The organism is Shewanella sairae (assembly GCF_023283535.1).
Taxonomy (GTDB): domain Bacteria; phylum Pseudomonadota; class Gammaproteobacteria; order Enterobacterales; family Shewanellaceae; genus Shewanella; species Shewanella sairae.
Genome location: NZ_JAKILT010000159.1, coordinates 1 through 1,747, shown reverse-complemented (window position 1 = coordinate 1,747; position 1,747 = coordinate 1). Strand labels below are relative to the sequence as shown.

1 rRNA gene is annotated in these 1,747 nt (G+C 51.8%); it reads right to left on the bottom strand.

From position 1 onward, the window contains the following. Nucleotides 1–18: 18 nt before the first annotated feature. Nucleotides 19–1,747, bottom strand: a 23S ribosomal RNA gene (locus tag L2748_RS23765); the annotation flags it as partial.

Sequence of the window (1,747 nt, the reverse complement as noted above, 5' to 3'; positions counted from 1 at the left end):
AAAACCCATCAGGGTTGTATGGTTAAGCCTCACGAGTCATTAGTACAAGTTAGCTCAACGCCTCACAACGCTTACACACCTTGCCTATCAACGTCCTAGTCTCGAACGGCTCTTTAGAGGAATTAAATTCCTAGGGATGACTCATCTTAGGACTCGCTTCCCGCTTAGATGCTTTCAGCGGTTATCGATTCCGAACGTAGCTACCGGGCAATGCTATTGGCATAACAACCCGAACACCAGCGGTTCGTCCACTCCGGTCCTCTCGTACTAGGAGCAGCTTCCTTCAATCATCCAACGCCCACGGCAGATAGGGACCGAACTGTCTCACGACGTTCTGAACCCAGCTCGCGTACCACTTTAAATGGCGAACAGCCATACCCTTGGGACCGACTTCAGCCCCAGGATGTGATGAGCCGACATCGAGGTGCCAAACACCGCCGTCGATATGAACTCTTGGGCGGTATCAGCCTGTTATCCCCGGAGTACCTTTTATCCGTTGAGCGATGGCCCTTCCATACAGAACCACCGGATCACTATGACCTACTTTCGTACCTGCTCGACGTGTATGTCTCGCAGTTAAGCTGGCTTATGCCATTGCACTAACCGTACGATGTCCGACCGTACTTAGCCAACCTTCGTGCTCCTCCGTTACTCTTTGGGAGGAGACCGCCCCAGTCAAACTACCCACCAGGCACTGTCCCGAACCCCGATTCAGGGGCCGCGGTTAGAACATCAAAACTACAAGGGTGGTATTTCAAGATTGACTCCACAACATCTAGCGACGTTGCTTCAAAGTCTCCCACCTATCCTACACATGTAGGTTCAATGTTCAGTGCCAAGCTATAGTAAAGGTTCACGGGGTCTTTCCGTCTAGCCGCGGGTATACGGCATCTTCACCGCAATTTCAACTTCACTGAGTCTCGGCTGGAGACAGCGTGGCCATCATTACGCCATTCGTGCAGGTCGGAACTTACCCGACAAGGAATTTCGCTACCTTAGGACCGTTATAGTTACGGCCGCCGTTTACCGGGGCTTCGATCATGAGCTTCTCCGAAGATAACCCAATCAATTAACCTTCCGGCACCGGGCAGGCGTCATACCGTATACTTCCTCTTGCGAGTTTGCACAGTACTGTGTTTTTGATAAACAGTTGCAGCCACCTGGTATCTGCGACTCCCGGCAGCTTAGAGAGCAAGTCTCATCACCGCTAGGAGCGTACCTTCTCCCGAAGTTACGGTACCATTTTGCCTAGTTCCTTCAGCCGAGTTCTCTCAAGCGCCTTGGTATTCTCTACCCGACCACCTGTGTCGGTTTGGGGTACGATTCCTACTAACCTGAAGCTTAGAAGATTTTCCTGGAAGCATGGCATCAACTACTTCATCACCTTAGTGACTCGTCATCAGTTCTCAGCCTTAAGTACACCCGGATTTGCCTAAGTGTACAGCCTACAACCTTAAACGCGGACAACCAACGCCGCGCTAGCCTAGCCTTCTCCGTCTCTCCATCGCAGTTAGCAGAAGTACGGGAATATTAACCCGTTTCCCATCGACTACGCCTTTCGGCCTCGCCTTAGGGGTCGACTCACCCTGCCCCGATTAACGTTGGACAGGAACCCTTGGTCTTTCGGCGAGGAGGTTTTTCACCCCCTTTATCGTTACTCATGTCAGCATTCGCACTTCTGATACCTCCAGTGTGGGTTACCCCTTCACCTTCAACGGCTTACAGAACGCTCCTCTACCGCACTAGA